This window comes from Paraburkholderia sp. WS6 (assembly GCF_030464835.1).
Lineage (GTDB): Bacteria > Pseudomonadota > Gammaproteobacteria > Burkholderiales > Burkholderiaceae > Paraburkholderia > Paraburkholderia madseniana.
This window is the reverse complement of sequence record NZ_JALQCK010000039.1, coordinates 77,049-95,245: the sequence shown is the minus strand read 5'-3', so window position 1 is coordinate 95,245 and position 18,197 is coordinate 77,049. Positions and strand designations below refer to the sequence as shown.

At 56.9% G+C, this 18,197-nt stretch carries 16 protein-coding genes and 1 pseudogene; 14 read left to right on the top strand and 3 right to left on the bottom strand.

Features of this window, described 5'->3' with window-relative positions:
* Positions 1-169: 169 nt before the first annotated feature.
* Positions 170-766, bottom strand: coding sequence for a TetR/AcrR family transcriptional regulator (locus M0D64_RS34290; protein WP_266261072.1), 597 nt, complete (start codon positions 764-766; stop codon positions 170-172).
* A 309-nt stretch (positions 767-1,075) separates the two neighbouring features.
* Between M0D64_RS34290 and M0D64_RS34285 the strand changes: the two genes are divergently transcribed.
* From M0D64_RS34285 to M0D64_RS34265, 5 genes and pseudogenes are all read left to right on the top strand, one after another.
* A complete protein-coding gene (locus tag M0D64_RS34285) occupies positions 1,076-1,471 on the top strand; it encodes a nuclear transport factor 2 family protein (protein ID WP_266261071.1) in 396 nt (131 codons plus the stop codon).
* 69 nt (positions 1,472-1,540) lie between these two features.
* Positions 1,541-2,269 carry an SDR family NAD(P)-dependent oxidoreductase gene (locus M0D64_RS34280; protein WP_266261070.1) on the top strand — a complete coding sequence of 243 codons (729 nt, stop codon included), beginning with the start codon at positions 1,541-1,543 and terminating at the stop codon, positions 2,267-2,269.
* 307 nt (positions 2,270-2,576) lie between these two features.
* Positions 2,577-3,566 carry a zinc-dependent alcohol dehydrogenase family protein gene (locus M0D64_RS34275; protein ID WP_266261069.1) on the top strand — a complete coding sequence of 330 codons (990 nt, stop codon included), beginning with the start codon at positions 2,577-2,579 and terminating at the stop codon, positions 3,564-3,566.
* A gap of 39 nt (positions 3,567-3,605) precedes the next feature.
* Positions 3,606-3,865: pseudogene (locus M0D64_RS34270) on the top strand (diguanylate cyclase); the annotation flags it as partial.
* Positions 3,857-4,612, top strand: coding sequence for a glutathione S-transferase (locus M0D64_RS34265; RefSeq protein WP_308102531.1), 756 nt, complete (start codon positions 3,857-3,859; stop codon positions 4,610-4,612). The pseudogene M0D64_RS34270 and the gene M0D64_RS34265, both read left to right, overlap by 9 nt.
* Before the next feature lie 288 nt (positions 4,613-4,900).
* On the opposite strand, the gene M0D64_RS34260 is transcribed toward M0D64_RS34265, so the two are convergent.
* Positions 4,901-5,725 carry a Crp/Fnr family transcriptional regulator gene (locus tag M0D64_RS34260; RefSeq protein ID WP_266261068.1) on the bottom strand — a complete coding sequence of 275 codons (825 nt, stop codon included), beginning with the start codon at positions 5,723-5,725 and terminating at the stop codon, positions 4,901-4,903.
* Between the two features lie 476 nt (positions 5,726-6,201).
* Here M0D64_RS34260 and M0D64_RS34255 point away from each other — a divergent pair, with 476 nt between their 5' ends.
* The 9 genes from M0D64_RS34255 to M0D64_RS34215 all read left to right on the top strand — a co-directional run bounded on the left by M0D64_RS34255 (position 6,202) and on the right by M0D64_RS34215 (position 17,213).
* Positions 6,202-6,393: a hypothetical protein gene (locus M0D64_RS34255; protein WP_266261067.1), complete on the top strand. Its 192-nt coding sequence runs from the start codon at positions 6,202-6,204 to the stop codon at positions 6,391-6,393.
* 86 nt (positions 6,394-6,479) lie between these two features.
* Positions 6,480-7,442 carry an NAD(P)-dependent oxidoreductase gene (locus M0D64_RS34250; RefSeq protein ID WP_266261066.1) on the top strand — a complete coding sequence of 321 codons (963 nt, stop codon included), beginning with the start codon at positions 6,480-6,482 and terminating at the stop codon, positions 7,440-7,442.
* 210 nt (positions 7,443-7,652) lie between these two features.
* A complete protein-coding gene (locus M0D64_RS34245) occupies positions 7,653-8,639 on the top strand; it encodes an NADPH:quinone oxidoreductase family protein (RefSeq protein WP_266261065.1) in 987 nt (328 codons plus the stop codon).
* Between the two features lie 92 nt (positions 8,640-8,731).
* Positions 8,732-9,484 carry an enoyl-CoA hydratase-related protein gene (locus M0D64_RS34240; RefSeq protein ID WP_266261064.1) on the top strand — a complete coding sequence of 251 codons (753 nt, stop codon included), beginning with the start codon at positions 8,732-8,734 and terminating at the stop codon, positions 9,482-9,484.
* Between the two features lie 155 nt (positions 9,485-9,639).
* Entirely contained in the window at positions 9,640-11,721 is a 2,082-nt protein-coding gene (locus tag M0D64_RS34235) for a 3-hydroxyacyl-CoA dehydrogenase NAD-binding domain-containing protein (RefSeq protein WP_266261063.1), read from the top strand.
* An 86-nt stretch (positions 11,722-11,807) separates the two neighbouring features.
* A complete protein-coding gene (locus M0D64_RS34230) occupies positions 11,808-12,986 on the top strand; it encodes an acetyl-CoA C-acyltransferase (RefSeq protein WP_266261062.1) in 1,179 nt (392 codons plus the stop codon).
* 13 nt (positions 12,987-12,999) lie between these two features.
* Positions 13,000-14,862, top strand: a complete 1,863-nt coding sequence (locus M0D64_RS34225; protein ID WP_266261061.1) for an acyl-CoA dehydrogenase — start codon at positions 13,000-13,002, stop codon at positions 14,860-14,862.
* 164 nt (positions 14,863-15,026) lie between these two features.
* Positions 15,027-15,803, top strand: coding sequence for an SDR family NAD(P)-dependent oxidoreductase (locus tag M0D64_RS34220; RefSeq protein ID WP_266261060.1), 777 nt, complete (start codon positions 15,027-15,029; stop codon positions 15,801-15,803).
* 195 nt (positions 15,804-15,998) lie between these two features.
* The gene (locus M0D64_RS34215) at positions 15,999-17,213 is read left to right on the top strand and encodes a porin (RefSeq protein WP_266261059.1); all 1,215 of its coding nucleotides are present in this window, start codon (positions 15,999-16,001) and stop codon (positions 17,211-17,213) included.
* 370 nt (positions 17,214-17,583) lie between these two features.
* Here the strand turns inward: M0D64_RS34215 and M0D64_RS34210 are convergent, their stop codons facing one another.
* Complete coding sequence (locus M0D64_RS34210; protein WP_266261058.1) at positions 17,584-18,171, bottom strand: HD domain-containing protein; 588 nt, start codon at positions 18,169-18,171, stop codon at positions 17,584-17,586.
* Positions 18,172-18,197 lie beyond the last annotated feature (26 nt).

The following is an 18,197-nucleotide window of genomic DNA, read 5'->3' as shown; positions in this document are numbered from 1 at the left end:
CAGTGAACGGTCGCTGTCCTGTCATCTTGCGCTGGTCGCATGCCGCGACGGACATGGCAACGGCCACCTGGTCAATGAACTTATGCGCGCGGTGTACCTGAGCTGGTATCTGCAGCGTGCTGGTTACCCGCTGAAAACTAAGCCGGAGTGGCTAAGTTCTAGAGAGAACTCATGAGTCGGCCAAATCAAGCAACAACTGTCGACGACCGTCTTTCAATATTTCGTCAGCCAAGTCTGGTTCAGCGTCGACCAACGCGCGCGACAGGACCAAAGTTCCGACCAATTGAGTTAAGACCGCAATAGCTTTCTTTCTGCGTTCTTTTCTATTTGCGCCGGTAAGCGCATTGGCGAGGCATTCAAGATTCGAAGCAACGCCGTCGGCGTAGGACTTGCGTGCCCCCACGCCCAATCGCCGGACATCGCCTGCGAAAGTGGAGACCGGACAGCCAGAATCAATCGCTCTCCGATGATCGGGGGACAGGTACCAATCGATCTGACGCTTGATCGGTTCCAACCCCAATGCTCTGGAATGTTCGATGGCCGCGACAAGTCGATTTCTGCCGTCTTCCATGGCATTGGACATCACTGCTGCCACCAATGCATCCTTCGACTCGAAATGGTTGTAGAAGCCGCCCTGGGTGAAGCCTGCGGCCTTAGTGAGCTCTGTCAGTCCCACCGCATCTACACCGCGCTCGCGGAAGAGCTTTTCTGCAGCGGCAATGATGGACTGCCGATTTTCAGTAGCTTGCTGCCTTGAGACACCCATGAATTGTTCTCCTCGTCTGTACGTCATTTTCTCGATTATCTCACACAACAATGGTGAATACCATTGACACCAGCGACCGGCGGCGTCATGATGAGTAACCGATGGTGACCACCATCGTAAACACTTGGGGACTTCGGCCAACTGATCGTTCGGGACGCTCGTCTATGAGGCGAGAGTTACTTTCGCGGTCTCTGGGCCCGGGGGGGGGCGCCGGTGTGTCCATCTATGTTTCGGTCCGCAGGGGTGGTTTGACAGATAGCAATCAAGCGCGCCGTTGCCTGACTTGTCACCAAGGAGCATTTCTTGCATATGTCGACAGCCGAACAAAACAAAACGCTTGTGCTTGAGGCGTTCAACACGCTCTTCAACAAGCGGGACTACGAGGCGGCATCTCGTTTCTGGTCGGATAACTACATCCAGCATAGCGCGCATATTGAACCGGGCCGCGATGGCCTTTTCAGATTGATTCGTGGCCTTCCTGACACGCTACGGTATGAGCACGCGTTGATCGTCGCGGAAGATGACTACGTGATCATTCATGGTCGGTTTTCAGGCATCGGTCGCCCAACTGCGTGGATCGCCGCCGATGTCGACAGGATCGAAGTCGGTCGTTTGGCCGAACACTGGGATGTGCTTCAAGATGAAGCAACGCAGGCGGAATCCAGGAGTGGACTGCCGATGTTCGGAGATCGCTATCCAGACTGATGCGATTCAATCACGCCACGCCAATCAGTGGCGTGAGAAGCGTATTTGTTTTCAATCGGAGTATTAACCATGGGAAAGTTGGAAGGCAAAGTTGCTGTCATCACGGGTGGCACCACGGGGATCGGCTTGGCGACCGCACAGCTCTTCGTGAAGGAAGGGGCGCATGTCTTTATTATGGGTCGACGCCAAAAGAAACTTGACGAGGCTGTAAAAACGATTGGTCGCAACGTCACTGGCGTTCAAGGCGATGTTGCCAATCTGGCTGACCTGGATCGGCTCTACGAGATCGTCGCAAAGAACGGCCGAGTCGACATCATTTTTGCTAACGCCGGCTACGGTGAGTTTGCCGCGTTGGGCAGCATTACCGAGGAGCACTTCGATGGACTGTTCAATACGAACGTGAAGGGTACGCTGTTTACGGTGCAAAAGGCGTTACCTCTGTTGAACGATGGCGCCTCCATCATCCTCACCGGCTCGGTTGCGAGCGCCAAAGGAACACCTGCTTTCTGGGTCTACGGAGCAACGAAGGCCGCCGTACGCAATTTCGTTAGAAGTTGGACTGTTGAGTTGAAGGACCGCCGCATCCGGTCAAATGTCCTTAGTCCGGGTCCGACCGAAACACCGGCGGTGGATCAGCAGCCTGCGGATGCTATTGCCCGAATTGTGTCCACTATCCCGATGGGTCGCATGGGCACGCCCGAAGAAATCGCCAAGGCTGCCTTATTCCTTGCCTCCGATGATTCCAGTTTCGTTACGGGTATCGAATTGTTCGTCGATGGCGGGCGGGCGCAGATCTAACCAACTGAATGCCCCCAATTACGGAGTGCTTTCAGACCACAGTCATATTCCGGACTCTTTATGCGTCTCGTCTCGACGTTCTTTCCGGCAGAAAAGACTTGGGCAATGTGAATATCGAAACTCGGCGCCGCAAGTGACACCGAGGCCGCCGGGTAATCTTCCAGTTCCAGTAACCGCGACCGGAGTGAACTATCCAGACCTTCGATAGCGGCAGAGTTCTATTTGGGCGATCGGGACGATGCTGCAGCGTGTTCCAGTCCGATCGGGAACCAGATAGCCAGTATGTCATTCTATCCGGGAGCATTAAATGTCACGCACCATCAAGTTCGCGAAGGCCGGCGGCCCTGAAGTCCTTGAATTCATCGACGAACAAGTAGCGGCGCCGGCACCACATGAAGTACGAATCAAGGTCAAGGCAATCGGCTTAAACCGTGCAGACGTGATGTGGCGCAATGACGCGTACATCGAACCCGTGAAGTTTCCGGCAGGGCTCGGTTATGAGGTCGCCGGCATCATTGATGCTGTGGGCAAGGATGTGACCAGGTTCGCGGTGGGCGACGCGGTTAGCACGATTCCGGCTTTTTCAATGAACAAATACTCCGCCTACGGCGAAGTAGTGCTCATGCCGGATTACGTTGTCGTGAAACATCCGAAGTCGCTCTCGTTCACAGAGGCCGCATCGATCTGGATGATGTTCGTGACGGCTTATGGTGCGCTGATATTAGATGCTCAGGTGACTAAGGGCGATTTCGTCATCATTCCTGCCGCGTCCAGCAGTGTTGGCCTTGCAGCCATTCAACTCGTCAACTACGCCGGGGCGACTCCTATTGCATTTACGCGTACGTCGGCAAAAAGAGAGCGACTGCTCGAAGCAGGGGCAACACATGTGATTGCAACAGAAGAGGATGACATGTTGCAAGAGGTGATGCGTATCACTGATGGTAAGGGTGCACGTGTCATCTTCGACCCAGTGGGCGGTCCAAACTTCCCTAAGCTGATTGCTGCGCTGGCTCACCAGGGCATCGCCTACCTGTACGGCTTGCTTGATGAGGGAGAGACGCCTATTCCGATCTTGCAGCTACTTCGCAGGTTGCCAACCATCAAGGTTTATAGCCTCTCTTACGTTGTCGCCGACGAAGCACGCCGGAAAGCAGCCGTGGATTACGTCCTCAAGGGATTAGACAGCGGTGTCCTCAAGCCTGCCATCGATCGGACCTTCAAGTTTGACGAGATGGTGGAAGTGCATCGCTACCTCGAAGGAAACAGCCAATTCGGGAAAATCGTTGTGACGGTTTAGGCGAGTGAGTGGCTACTGGCGGTGAAGAAGTGCTCAGGGTTCGCTGCGGCCGCGCCCGCCAATGTCTGCGATCCGACGTGCGATTTTCTCGCCCATGTTGATAGCCATGACCTCCTGGTCCTGTTCCAGAGCGGAGACTGGCAGTAGCGCGTGATGCGTGCGACCCACGTGCTCAACGAAGGCGCACAACGCTTCTATGCTTCGGAAGACTGGTTGGCCGGGGCATCCACGACGAAGACCGCCGCGGCTATCCAACTTTCTTCAGTTTCGTCACGATGACAGTTGGCTGCATGCATGTCGTATCAACCGGCGGCCCGTCGCGTGCATTTCCCCAATGTCTGTGGGAAACCTTTGGGCTAGGTATCCACATTCAATTAAACCACCAAGGAGGACTTGAAATGACAACCACCGCTCCCGTACTGTATGAATCCAAGGGCTCTCCGAACGCGCGGCGTGTGCGATTTTTCATCTCGGAGAAGGGAATTGTTATCCCGATGAAGGCTGTTGACCTCGGTGCCAAAGAGCAGTTCTCCGACGCCTTCCGCGCAATTAATCCTCGCAGCCAGGTACCGGCTTTGGCTCTCACCGACGGTCCCGTCATCGCAGAAGTACTGGCGATCTGGCGCTATCTGGAAGAAGCGTATCCACAGACGCTATTGCTCGGCACGACGCCTACGTCGAAGGCGCTCGTCACGATGTGGGAACGGCGCGCAGAACTGGACGGCTTCGTACCGGTGATGGAAGGCGTGCGCAATGCGGTCGCCGGATTGAAAGGCCGTGCGCTGGCCGGTCCGCACGCTTATGACCAGATTCCCGAATTGGTTGAGCGAAGCAAACAACGTGTGGCCAACTTTTTCGCGGACTTCAACGAGCGGCTGGGAACGGTGCGATACGTCGCGGGCGATGAATTTTCAGCGGCGGACATTACCACGCTAGTGACGGTCGACTTTGCCGTCAACGCGTTGAAGATGCCGATTTCGGCAGAACTCACCGGGTTTCAGCGATGGTATGACGAGATATCTGCAAGGCCCGGTGCCGCCGCATAACGCCTCGCGTCGGTGCTCGCCGGTGCTCTAGAGGCCATCGAAAACGATTGAGTCGAGTGACGCCACGCTTCACAAGTCAATCCAGGAGATTGTCGTGTCACGCGTTATCAAATTTGCGAGAGCCGCCGGCTCAGAAGTTCTTACGTAAAGCTGGAATGCGGACAATCGGGCGCGGTCCTGCAGTCCAACGTAGATTGCGATCACCCCCATGATGCCCACTGAACGAGAGTTGCGATGTTCGCGTTGTCGAATCACTTGGCAGGATGCTGACCGAGAGCCCGAACGGCATTACGTTCCGTCATTTACGTGTTGATGTACTAGTCCAGAAGTGTCTGCGAGCGCGCGCAGTGCAGCGATGTCAGAGATAAAGATTTCCCGACCGACTTTCATGAGGATTCCTTCCTCCACAAATCGCGCAAGTTCGCGACTCATTGTCACGCGGGTCACCCCTACAAGGTGAGCAAAGTCTTCAACGCGGTGACTTTTTGACAGACGCGCTGTGTTGCTGGTCTTGAGTGTTCCATATGCGTTGAGCAATTGAACGAATAACGTTGCCACGCGCGCTCGCGCTGGCAGACCGCCATACATGATGTGCATACACGCGAGGCGTTCTCTCTGTGCCAGTCGACGCGCGATTTCGATGAAGATTTCCGGGTCGGCCCGGCCGGCGGACATGATCGCGGCACGATCAATCACAAGGACTCGAGAATCTTCCACTGCGATGGCGGATGTGTAACGTGGTTCGTCATCGAAGATGCCGTATTCGCCAATTGTTGAGTGAGGTTCCGCGAATGCGATGTCCCGTTCCGAACCGTCTATTCCGCTCATGAACACCCGGATTCGGCCTGTCAACGGAGAGTAGAGAGATGTGGCAGGTTCACCTTGACGGTATAAATACGCGCCTCGGGCGAAAGTTCGTTCTATACCGAGGTTGGTAATGCTGCGCGAGATATCCCTTACCTCCCGGAGCAAAAACGGCGAACTTTCTGGGTCGCGCGGTGACGACCGCGCGTGCGAAACTCCTGTTTCGTCTGGCAGAAATCTCGTCAAAGTCGCGGGAACTCGGGCAGCCCCGCACTCGAGCGACAATCCGTTCCTCTGGGCACTCCTCATTCAGCGTCTCCTTCGCTTCCCGCCAAGAGGGACTCTTCACGGAGTTGCGGAAGATATCCCATGCGGCTTTGCGTCTCTGTTTGGAATACGTGATCGATAGGATCACCACACTGAGGTTGCCCCTCGATACCGGACGTACCACTGGCTACTTCTTATCAGGGCTAGAGCTGGGCCAGACCTCGAACTTTTATCTGTCGATTATCTAAGAATGCCTAATCGTTGGGCGACTAGCATCAGCAATTACACCTATCTCTTTGGCGCAACGCTGGGGGGCCAGGTTCATCGCACAATACCGTGTATCCGGGATTTTTTGATTTGCTGCCAGTTTCGTATCCGCTGATACAGCGGACGGAGGAACAAGGAAATAAAGTGAGAGGAGTGACACAAACCACACGACACATTAAATCGTGCAGTGCGTCAAGGTTCCCATTGCATCCGACCCGATTATCTGATGACGATTCGATATCCGAAAGAACATGAATCGTATGACGGGAAAATTTGACCTCGAAGGTGTGCGCGCACTGCATGATGCACTCATCTGCGGAACGGCAGTGGTCGCGACGCCAATCGACAAGAAAGGCCGTGAGCACGGTTTCGTCATCGCGGATGACGAAGATGGACCGTTCGCTGGACGGCTCGGAGCACCACCACTGGAAATTCAGCAGTAAGCGCGTGCCAAGTCCGCACGACTGGCGGGTCCAACCGTTCCGAGCGAAGTCGCGCCTCCGCGTTTCGCAATTCAGGATTATCGAAAATGGTATTCGCAACAGAAAGCGCCGGGTCTCGGGCGCACGAGGAAATTGGTTTCATCGGGCTGGGCGGAATGGGCCAGCCCATGGCTCTGAATTTGGCAAAGGCGGGTACCAGGCTCGTTGTGTGGAATCGATCATCCGCACGCGCCGAGCCACTGCGCGCCGTTGGTGCCCGAGTGATGGAGAGTGCTGGCGAGGTATTCCGGCAGGCAAAAACGGTGATCGTCATGCTGGCAGATAGCTTGGCGATCGATGCGGTGCTGGAGCGCGGCATGCCGGCGTTCGCGTCGCGTGTCGCAGGGCACACCATCGTCAGTATGAGTTCGGTTGCGCCAGACTACTCGCGAGGACTCGCTGCGGACATTCATGCGGCCGGCGGTTGCTATGTCGAAGCGCCTGTGTCTGGTTCGCGAAAACCGGCCGAGACCGGTCAATTGGTGTCTTTGCTAGGTGGCAATCCTGAAACCGTCGTAAAGATACGCCCGATGCTCGCACCGATGTGCCGCGAAGCGGTGATGTGTGGTCCGGTCGGCAATGCACTGCTCATGAAACTGGCAGTCAATCTTTACGTGAACACGATGCTCGTTGGCTTGTCTGAAGCGATGCACTTCGCCGAGCGAAACGGCCTGGATCTCAATACTTTTAAGGTCGCGATCGACTCAGGGCCGATGGCCTGCGACGTGACACGTGTGAAGATCCCCAAGCTCGTCGAGCGCGATTTCGCCGTGCAAGCGGCTACAGCGGATGCCTTTACCAGTTGCCAGTTGATCGCTGATGCGGCGCGTGCCGCTGGCATTGCCTCACCCTTGCTGGACCTGAGCCGGAAACTTTACGGGGAAAGCGTAGACCTGGGTAATGGCCGGCTCGATATGATGTCCGTGATTCAATCCATCGAAGCACGCACGACAAGCCTCGCACAGAGTTGCGACGAAGCGAACAGCACGGCACGCAATGGGGGCAATTGAAGACCCGCGCCCGCTCTCGTTGTCGCTAACCGAACCCCGTCAATCTCCCTACTAGCAATGCTCGACAGGTCCTCATGTTCATCCTTCAACTGCCGCTGAGCCGGAATACTTTTTTTGATTCGGCCGGCAGTTTCGTATCCGCTGATACAGCGGGCTGCGGAAAGAGGAAATACAGTGACGTTACATAAACCACGCGGAACACCGAACCTCATGAAAGCAATACAGATTACCAAACTGGACGGTCCGACTTCGATTGAACTTGTAGACGTTGAGCCGCCTAAGCCGGCGCATGATCAGGTTTTAATCAGTGTTCGCGCCGCTGGCGTTGGGTTTCCAGAGCTCCTTCGTTCGCGAGGTCTTTACCACGAAAAGCCTGCGTTTCCGCATACGCCCGGGTCTGAGATTGCTGGAGTCGTAGTTACCGCCCCTGCGGATTCAGGATTTGCTGCGGGCGACCGGGTTGCCGCGATCGCAACCTTCCAGGGACCGGATTACACGGCACTGCCGATGATTGGTGGCTTCGCAGAACAAGCGGTCGCGGCGGTCGACATGACATTTGCGCTTCCGGACGGCGTCTCCTTCGAGAAGGGCGCCGCTCTTCCGCTCAACTACTTTACTGCCTACTTTGCACTTATCGAACGCGGTCACTTCGTGTCGGGTGAATCGGTACTCGTCCACGGTGCGGCCGGTGGGGTTGGAACGGCGGCGATTCAAATCGCAAAGGCTTTCGGTGCCAGCCGGGTCATCGCCGTAACGTCGACGCCCGAGAAGGGCGCTGTCGCTGTTGCTGCAGGCGCTGATGAGTATGTTCTGGCCGAAGGATTCGGCAAGGCTGTAAAAGCCCTCGGCGGCGTGGACATTGTCGTTGACCCCGTCGGTGGTGAGCGTTTTACCGACTCTCTGCGGTCGCTCAAGGAAAGCGGTCGGATCCTCGTTCTCGGCTTTACGGCAGGCACGATACCCTCCGTCCAGGTCAATCGTCTGATGCTGAACAACATTTCCGTGATCGGCGTCGGCTGGGACGTCTACAAGCGTCCTGGGCGTTTGCAGGCTCAGTGGAGGGCGATTAAACCACATGTTCAAAGCGGGGTGCTTAGCCCGGTCATCGGAGCGACCTACGCACTCCGGGATGCGTCCGAAGCTCTGCTCGCGATCGACCAGAGAATTGCAACCGGTAAGGTCGTGCTCGTCCCATAAGCCCGTCGCGAACGAGCATGTTAATCCCACAGGGAGCACAGGCCGGGTCTTGCAGACAAACGTCACCCGTTTTGGAGAAAGAGGAGCCGAGCATGACGCAACACGTACTCGTCAACAATTCGGATGGAGTTCTCTCCATCAAGTGGAACAGGCCGGACCGTCTCAATGCATTCGACGCTTCAATGTTTGAGAATGCCGCACAAGCCATCAATGATGTGTCGGACGAAGTACGGGTAATTGTGATCAGCGGCGAGGGTCGCGCCTTTAGCGCCGGGGGCGATTTCAAGAGCGGCATCAATATTGAAACCGTGGACAGCGGTCACCGGCTTGTGCGCGCGATCGTGCGTTCGCGCGTGCCCGTTATAAGCGGAATCAATGGTCCCGCAGTTGGAATGGCCTGCTCCATCGCCATCGCTGCTGACATGGCACTTGCCAAGCAGTCAGCGTACTTTCTTCTGTCTTTTGTGAACATTGGCATGATGCCGGACGGCGGCGCAACGGAGTTGATTGGTGCTTCGATTGGTCGTGCACGTGCTAACAGCATGGCAATGCTCGGCGATCGGCTGTCCGCTGACGAGGCAATGGCGGCGGGACTGATCTACCGATCGGTAGCCGACGAGGCCTACGATGCGGAATTGGAAGCTCTAGTGCAAAAAATCAGGAACGGACCGACCAAGGCGTTCGCTGCGATGAAAGGAGCCATTACGGCCACGACGCTGTCACATCTGGACGAGGCCCTTGACCGTGAGCGCGACGGGCAAGTACCGCTCTTCGAAACAGAGGATGCGAGAGAAGGTGCGCGTGCCTTTCTCGAGAAACGCTCGCCGATTTTCCGCGGCAGCTAGTCAATGCTGGGAACGTCGTCGGTGGTTGTGCGTGAGGACGGTGGACGGGAGTATCCGCAGCGGGCTGACATGCATCGACATCGTAACAAGTCGGCTCGTGCATGAACTGAATCTCCGAATTGCCAGACAATTTCGAGGCGTCAAAAGGAACCGGCATGACAGCGCAGTATCAGGTCCAGGACAGTGTAGCCATCATTTCACTCGACAATCCTCCGGTTAATGCGCTCAGTCACAGCACAAGAGTGGGCATCGCGGACGGAATGGTCCGTGCGCTGGATGACGCGGGCGTCAGGGCGATTGTCCTCACCGGTACGGGGAATGCGTTCTCGGGTGGCGGTGATATTCCCGAGTTCGGTACGCCTAAGGCGCTACAGGAACCGAACCTGCAAACGATAATCGATACGATCGAGGCGTCACCGAAGCCCGTTGTTGCAGCGGTTCATTCGGTCGCGATGGGCGGCGGCCTGGAGCTGGCCCTCGGCTGTCACTATCGCGTTACGGTCAAGGGAACGCGGGTTGCGCTACCAGAAGTGAATCTGGGCCTGCTGCCCGGGGCTGGAGGTACACAACGCCTGCCGCGCGTGGTCGGCCTTGAGACAGCGGTGAATATGATCGTGTCGGGCAAGACAATGATGTCTGAGGAGCTTGCTGGCACGAAGCTGTTTGACTGCTTCGCAATGGATGAATTGCTATGGAAGGCCCTGAAGTTTGCACGGGATGCAGCCGCTGCTGGGGCTCCGCATCCCTGCGTACGCGACTTGAATGTGCATCACGAAAACGCCGAGGCGTATCTGGGATTCGTCCGCAATACGGTCGCTGCGAGTGCAAGGGGCTATCCGGCTCCGGTTAAGTGCGTGGATGCCATCGCTGCGTCACTCAAACCGTTCGATCAGGGCATCAAGGAGGAGCGCGATGCATTCCTCTACCTGCTGACCAGCCCCGAGTCGCGTGCGCTACGACATGCGTTCCTCGCCGAGCGCGCGGCGAGCAAGATTGCGGACGTACCTGTCGATACGCTCACTCGAAACATCGCGAAAGTTGCAGTAATCGGTGCCGGCACGATGGGCGGTGGCATTAGCATGAGCTTTCTGAACGCCGGAATCCCGGTGACGATGCTGGAGATGAAAGCAGACGCGCTCGAACGAAGGGTTGCCGCTATCCGCCGCCACTACGAAAACACATCAAAAAAAGGCAAGCTCACTCAGGAGGACATCGAAGCGCGTATCGGCATGCTTACGACCACGCTGTCCTACGACGACATCAAGAACGCGGACCTCGCGATCGAAGCCGCGTTCGAAGACATGAGCGTCAAGCAGGCCGTGTTCAGACAGCTCGACAAGGTGATGAAACCGGGTGCGATTCTCGCGTCAAATACGTCGACGCTGGATGTCAACAAGATCGCCGAATTCACAACGCGTCCGAAGGATGTGGTCGGTATGCACTTTTTCAGCCCGGCCAACGTGATGAAGCTACTCGAAGTCGTGCGTGGCGAGGAGACCGCAAAGGATGTCCTTGCCACTGTGATGCGGCTCGCAAAGAAGATCGGGAAGGTCGCCGTCGTGTCTGGTGTATGCGACGGCTTTATCGGCAATCGGATGATTGAACAGTACAGTCGTCAGGCTGGTTTCCTACTCGACGAGGGTGCGCTGCCCGAGCAGGTCGACAGGGCCATCGAGAAATTCGGCTTCGCGATGGGCCCTTTTCGGATGATCGACATGGCTGGTAACGACATCAGCCGGGAGATCAGAAAGCGCCGCGCTGTTGAGCAGCCGGCGTTTACGTATTCGAAGACGGCCGACTTGCTGTGCGAAACGGGGCGCTTCGGCCAGAAGGTCGGCGCGGGCTGGTACGACTACAGGGAGGATGACCGCAGAGCCTACCCGAGCCAGCAAGTCAACGACATGATTATCCGGCATACAGAGGATCTTGGTCTCACGCGGCGCAAAATATCCGACGAGGAGATTGTCGAGCGTTTGGTGTACGCGCTCGTCAATGAAGGAGCGCTGATCGTCGAGGAAGGGATCGCGTCGAAGGCATCGGACATCGACCTGGTCTATCTAAGCGGTTACGGCTTTCCGCGATGGCGCGGCGGCCCGATGCAGTATGCGGACGAGGTCGGTCTGTACAACGTTGCGCAGGCGATCCGCCGCTACGCGAAGGGCTATCAGGGCAAGGCGTGGCAGGTCGCGCCACTCTTGCAGCAGCTCGTAGACGCGGGCACGCGTTTTAACGACTAACTTGCCGTCCTTCCAGGCAGCCCAATGGGTGGAACCCGTGCTCTGTGACGGCGGGTCTGACGTCAGAGCATATCAAGGAACAGGACATGAATGAAGCAGTGATCGTCTCCACGGCGCGTACCGGACTCGCGAAGAGCTGGAAAGGTGCATTCAACATGACCCACGGCGCCACGCTTGGCGCCCATGCGGTGCGGCACGCGATCGCGCGCGCAGGCATAGAAGCTGGCGAAATAGACGATGTGTTAATGGGGTGCGCGAATCCCGAAGGCGCGACTGGCACCAATATTGCGCGGCAGATCGCCCTGCGCGCCGGCTGCCCGGTGACGGTCCCGGGCGCCACCGTGAACCGCTTCTGCGCATCGGGCTTGCAGGCGATCGCGATGGCCGCGCAGCGTGTGATCGCCGATGAGGGCGATTTTTACGTTGCAGGCGGTGTGGAAAGCATCTCGTTGACGCAGCGGCAATTGAACATGCAATTCGCCAGCGACCCGTGGCTTTTGCAGCGCAAACCGGAAATTTACTGGAGCATGCTGCAGACCGCCGAGAACGTATCGACCCGCTACGGGATCCCCCGTGAACGTCAGAACGAATACGGTGTACGCAGCCAGCAACGCGCCGCGTCTGCACAGGCCGCTGGACTCTTCAACGAGGAGATCGTACCGATGACGGTGCTCTCTGGTATGACCGACGAAGCCACCGGACAGATCGTGACCAGGGAGGTGACGGTCGCGGCCGACGAAGGAATTCGCGCCGATACGACGCTCGAAGACGTATCGAAAATTCGTTCTGCCACTCCCGGTGGCGTAATTTCGGCGGGCAATGCGTCGCAGTTTTCGGATGGAGCGTCGGCAGCCGTGGTGATGAACGCGCGTGTGGCTGCTGCGAAAGGCTTGCAACCGTTGGGCGTGTTTCGCGGATTTGCGGTAGCGGGGTGCGAGCCGGATGAAATGGGCATCGGTCCGGTGTTCGCGGTCCCCAAGCTGCTGAAAAGGACCGGCCTGAAAGTCGAAGACATCGGCTTATGGGAACTGAACGAAGCATTCGCCGTGCAGGTGCTCTACTGCGCCGATCAACTGGGCATTCCGATGGAGCGGCTGAACGTGAACGGCGGCGCAATTGCGGTTGGTCACCCGTACGGAGTGTCCGGCGCACGCCTCGTTGGCCACGCACTGATCGAGGGCAAGCGTCGTGGCGTGAGGCACGTGGTAGTCACGATGTGCGTGGGCGGGGGGCAAGGCGCGGCCGGCCTCTTCGAAGTTCTTTGAGCGGAGTGCCGTCATGTCACTGATTCTCTCCCGCCGCGACCTGAACTTCCTGCTCTACGAGTGGCTCCGCGTCGAGGAGCTGACGAGCATTCCCCGCTATTCCGAGCATACGCGCGAGACCTTCGACGCGGCACTCGACACTTGCGAGAAAATCGCTACCGAATTATTCGCTACGCACAACAAGAAGAGCGACCAGCAGGAACCGCATTTCGACGGTGAAACCGTTCACATCATCCCCGAAGTACAAACTGCGCTCGATGCCTTTAACGCAGCGGGTTTGATGGCCGCTGGCCAGGACTATGAACTCGGCGGTATGCAACTACCGCTGGTTGTGGAGAAGGCCTGCTTCGCGTACTTCCTAGGCGCGAACGCAGCGACCGCCGCGTATCCATTCCTGACCATCGGCAATGCGAATCTCCTGCTCACGTACGGCGCGCCGGCGCAGATCGATGCGTTCGTGCGACCTGAGATGGAAGGTCGTTTCTTCGGCACGATGTGTCTATCGGAGCCGCAGGCGGGTTCGTCGTTATCAGACATCACCACTCGCGCTGAATACGAGGGCGAATCGCCGCTCGGCCAGCAGTACCGGCTGCGTGGCAACAAGATGTGGATATCCGGTGGCGAGCATGAGTTGTCCGAAAATATCGTACATCTGGTGCTCGCCAAAATCCCAGGTCCAGACGGAAAGCTGATACCTGGGGTCAGCGGCATCTCACTCTTTGTTGTGCCGAAGTACCTCGTCAATGGTGATGGCTCGCTTGGCGAGCACAACGATGTAGTGCTCGCGGGTCTGAACCACAAAATGGGATATCGCGGCACAACGAACTGTCTGCTGAATTTTGGCGAAGGCGTTAAATACCGGCCAGGCGACAAGGCTGGTGCAATCGGTTATCTGGTGGGCCAGCCCGGGCGGGGCCTCGCGTGCATGTTCCACATGATGAACGAAGCGCGCATTGGCGTGGGGCTCGGTGCCGCAGTCCTCGGCTATACCGGCTACCTGCACGCACTTGATTATGCACGGAACCGGCCGCAAGGTCGCGCCATCGGTAAAGGCGGCAAAGACCCCTCGAGCCCCCAGGTGAAGCTGATCGAGCACGCCGATATACGCCGGATGCTGCTCGCGCAGAAGAGCTATACGGAAGGTGCGCTGGCGCTGAACCTGTACTGTGCGAAGCTGGTCGACCAGGAGCGCACCGCACAGGCTGCCGGGGACGCAGTTGCGCGCGAGCGCGCCACGTTATTGCTCGATATTCTGACGCCGATCGCCAAGAGCTGGCCCGCGCAATGGTGCCTGGAAGCGAACAACCTCGCGATCCAGGTGCACGGCGGCTACGGCTACACGCGGGAGTACAACGTCGAGCAGTTCTATCGCGACAACCGTCTGAACCCGATCCACGAAGGCACGCATGGGATCCAGGGATTGGACCTGCTGGGTCGCAAGGTAATGATGAAAGACGGCACGGCATTGGGGATCGTCAGCGAGACGGTGCGGGCCGGTGTCATCAGGGCGTTTGCCACAAAGGATGCTGAGATCCACGAATATGCGCATACGCTGAGCACTGCGATGGGGGGGCTGACGCTCGTTACGCAGCAACTGTGGGCGGCGGGAGACTCAACTCTTACGCTTGCTAACGCATCGGTGTACCTCGAGGCATTCGGCCACATCGTACTGGCGTGGATCTGGCTGGAACAGGCAATCGAAGCACATGCCGCGCTATCCGCGAACAGAAGCAACGAAGACGAAGCGTTCTATCGAGGCAAGCTGGCCGCCGCCGCGTATTTCTTCAAATGGGAATTGCCGCGCGTGACGGCGCAACTTGACTTGCTTGAGACGCTGGATCGCACCACGCTCGATATGCAAGACGTCTGGTTTTGATGCAAGGGAAGCAGACGCAGCTTGAGGCGACCTGCTCGTGAGTGACGTGAACGATATATGAATTCACAAGTCTAGGGACCGTATTCATTCAATGCGACAGATTCCAGATTTGACCCGCAAGTCTTGCCGAACGAGCGCACGTAAGCAAATCAGGGGAGGCACAATTGAGCGAGCAGAGTGACATATTCAGTCTGAAAGGCAAGACCGCCCTCGTCGCGGGCGCCTCGAGCGGCATCGGACATCATGCGGCCTGGACTCTGGCGAAGGCAGGGGCCAGGGTCGTTCTGGCTGCGCGCCGCGAGGACAAACTTGCGGATGCCGTGCGATTGATGCGAGCTGAGGGACTAGACGCCTGCGCGGTCGCGCTTGATGTCACACAACCGTCAAGCATCGACAGCGCCTGGAAAACTGCAGAGAGATTGATGGGCAAGCCTGTCGATATCCTGTTCAATTGTGCCGGTATCACATACGTGGAGCGTTTTCTTTCCCAGGATGCTGACCAGGTCAGCCGCATCTTCGACACAAATCTGAAAGGTGCCTTTTTGATGGCGCAGCAGGGCGCGCGGCGGATGGCGCAACTTGGTGAGGGATCAATCATCAATGTTGCGTCCACGTCCGGGCTGCGGGCCGCGGGTCGGCTTTCGAGTTACGGAGCAGCGAAGGCAGGCCTGCTCCACCTAACCTCGATCATGGCACTGGAACTGGCATCCAAGCAGATTCGAGTAAATGCGATTGCACCGGGAAACATAGAAACCGACATGCATGAGCACTTCGAAAGCGCTGGATTGGCAGAGCACATTCGCCAGCGCATCCCACAGCGCCGGTTTGGCCAACCGCGAGACCTTGACGGCGCGACTTTGCTTCTTGCATCTGACGCCAGCAGATATATCACTGGTGCGGTCATTCCAGTAGATGGTGGTCAGCTTCTGTCGTGGATGTGACGCTGACAGCCGATATTCGATCCGATCGCCGAAAATTGACGCACTGACGAACGAGTTTCGCTGACCTTCGGTAGCGTAGGCCTGCGCGACTGGCCACCCCTCACGACGCCCGGAGATCGAATACTCATTGGTCTATTAAGTATGTCATTGGTTTCGTAGTTACCTTAGTAATACTAAACAATGGAGACTCGTGCGATGAAAAGGTCATTTTGCATGGTTGTAGCCATGGGCGCGTTCGCGAATGTGGCCAACGCTCAAAGCAGTGTCACCCTATACGGCGTCATTGATGAGGGCTTTGAGATGATCAGCAATGTCAAGACCGGTCCGGGAGAAGGCAAGACGCTTTATCAACTGGACTCGACAAGCGGTGCCCTAGGTTCGCGATGGGGAATGCGAGGCTCTGAGGATCTGGGCTCTGGATTGAAGGCGATATTTTTATTGGAGAACGGGTTTGAAATTAACACAGGCAAGCTGAATCAAGGCGGAGATGAGTGGGGCCGTCAAGCGTATGTCGGTCTCTCAAGTACAACCTACGGCTCCGTTACTCTGGGTCGACAGTATGACAGCGTGGTGGACTTCGTCGGACCACTCGGAATAGGCGAGCAGTGGGGGGGGCACCGCGCCGCTCACCCCGGTGATCTCGACAATCTGAACAATTCCTTTCGAACGAACAATTCGGTCAAATACACCAGTACAAACTATAACGGATTGACCTTTGGTGGCCTGTATAGCTTCGGTGGTCAGCCGGGGGCGATTTCACTCAACCAGGTGATTTCGTTGGGCGCTGGCTACACGAATGGAACGGTCGCGCTCGGAGTGGGCTATTTGAACGTCCGCAATCCGAATAACTCATTCTTTGGCGACAATCCAACCGGTGGCGGTGTCACAGTCAATAACACCTCGCCGGCCACCAATCCAGTGTTCTCCGGCTATGCATCAGCGCATACCTATCAGGTAATTTCGACAGGAGGGTCATACAAGTTTGGCGCCGCCACGTTCGGCGCAACATACTCCAATGTCAAGTTCATGAATCTTGGCGATACGGCTACGTCAGGGCCGAATCCGCTACGCTACGTTGGGACCGCCACGTTCAACAACGCCGAAGTGAGTGGGAAGTACCAGTTGACGCCGGCGTTCCTGTTGGGTGCCGCCTATGATTACACGACAGGCAGCAGCGTCAACAGCACGCTTGCAACAGTTCACGATTCTGGAGCCAAGTATCACCAGTTTTCGTTGGGTGCTGTCTACTACCTCTCGAAGCGCACCGAGCTGTATCTGGCTGGCCTTTACCAGAAAGCAAGCGGTATAGACTCGACGGGCCAAGCGGCGGTTGCGAATATCAATGCCTTGACTCCAGCCGCGGGCAATCACATGGCACTCGCCCGACTTGGTTTTCAGGTCAAATTTTAGTTAGTTTGACGATAAGACGGAAAGCGACTTCCCTGGTCGCTTTCTGTTCAACGAAATGTTCAACGGTACGCTATCGGAAAAACGCAGGAATGTAAGGGCCTTCAGGTGGCACCAAGAAGCAAGGAGAAACAACGCAGACCTCGAAACGAATCGATAACCAACCGGTTGAGGTAGTTGATCGACGTTTTTGCCTGTCATACGGGAATTAATTCGCGCATATCAGAGTAATCAGCCGCGGGGCTCTCACCTTGCCCAGGCCAAACATGCTGTCACTGTGTTCCAATCATCGACGAGTCATTGGGTATCTGACACAAGTCATGTAAATCAGTGCGTTGTGCGTCACGCTTCGACTATTGCGCGACGCTGTCGTTCATTTCGCGGGACGGAACATCTTGTCATACATGGAATGACTCGGCTTCGAGAAGACGCGCCGAACCATAGGATCGAAGAACGACAGCGGCAAAGTGTCGTAATTCTTATCGAACGCTGGTGCATCGTATTTTTCGCAAAACTCGACGGTACGCTCGAACAGTTCCGGCTGATTGCGAAACTGTTCACGCATGTTTGGGTCGAGACCTATATTATGGAAGAAGTAGTAACCTTGAAAGACGCCATGATGTTGCACCATCCAGACATTTTCCGGACTGACGAATGGTTTAAGCATGGCCGCAGCGATGTCTGGATGGTTATAGCTGCCGAGGGTGTCGCCAATATCGTGCAGCAGCGCACAGACCACGTACTCTTCATCGCGCCCATCCCGGTGCGCCAGTGTCGCGGTCTGCAGGCAATGCGTGAGACGAGCGACGGGCAAGCCGCCCCAGTCGTCTTCGAGCACCTTGAGATGGTCGAGCACGCGGTCTGCCAGCGTCGCGGCGTAGGGTTTGAGCTCTCCGAGGATGATTGCCCAGTCTTCGGCCGTGCTCTGTCCGATATGTGAAAAGGTGGCTTGTTTGCTCACGTCCTGTCTCCCAAAAAAATTTCCGT